The organism is Psychrobacter sp. SCQQ22 (assembly GCF_015864605.1).
GTDB lineage: Bacteria > Pseudomonadota > Gammaproteobacteria > Pseudomonadales > Moraxellaceae > Psychrobacter > Psychrobacter fozii.
In genome coordinates this window covers 1-611 of the sequence record NZ_JADYWZ010000024.1, presented here as the reverse complement: position 1 = coordinate 611, position 611 = coordinate 1, and the positions used below count along the sequence as shown (strand labels likewise).

General features: G+C 49.1%; 1 protein-coding gene. It reads right to left on the bottom strand.

All coding sequences use genetic code 11. From position 1 onward, the window contains the following. Positions 1-611, bottom strand: a 611-nt coding sequence (locus tag I6E84_RS14065) for a type VI secretion system Vgr family protein (RefSeq protein WP_197218636.1), incomplete at both ends; no start/stop codon positions are given.

Below are 611 nucleotides of genomic sequence, written 5' to 3'. Positions count from 1 at the left end.
GATCGCTGAATCAGCGTATCGTCACTGACATAGCTCGTATCAGCAGCGCTATCGATCAGCGTGTAGGGCGCTTGTTGATGGGTTTTGGTTTGCTGCTCCTCTGCGACAGCCTCTAACTGGGTTTTAATTGCTTTGTGGTCATTGACCTGACGCCCCAGCCCCGTTGCCAATTGTGTTAAACGCTCAGCCAGATGCTGACCACCCAATGCCGTTTGGGTGAGAGTCGGGGTGTGCTGTTGATAGTTGTGTTGTCCAGATTGCGTATGAGTTTGCGGCTGGGTGGAGAATACTAAGGCTTCGCCAGACTTGATATTGATTTGAGCGTTAGTATTGGCATTGATGCCTTGACGTTTACTGCTAGCGCTATCACTTTCAGCATTGATAATTCCCATCTTTAGACTAGCAGCAACTTGACCATCATTGACGTTCAACTGTGAGTAGGCTTGCTCTGTTCTATGATCGGTAATCCACTCTGATAGGCCGTTACCCGTGTTGCGATAGCCGCTCTCGACTGCTTGTTCATTGTCCGTGGCAAATAGGCTAGGGCGCGTACTGGACAATAAGCTACCAGTATTGATTAAGTGCTCACCATCACCGATAGACTGCATCAG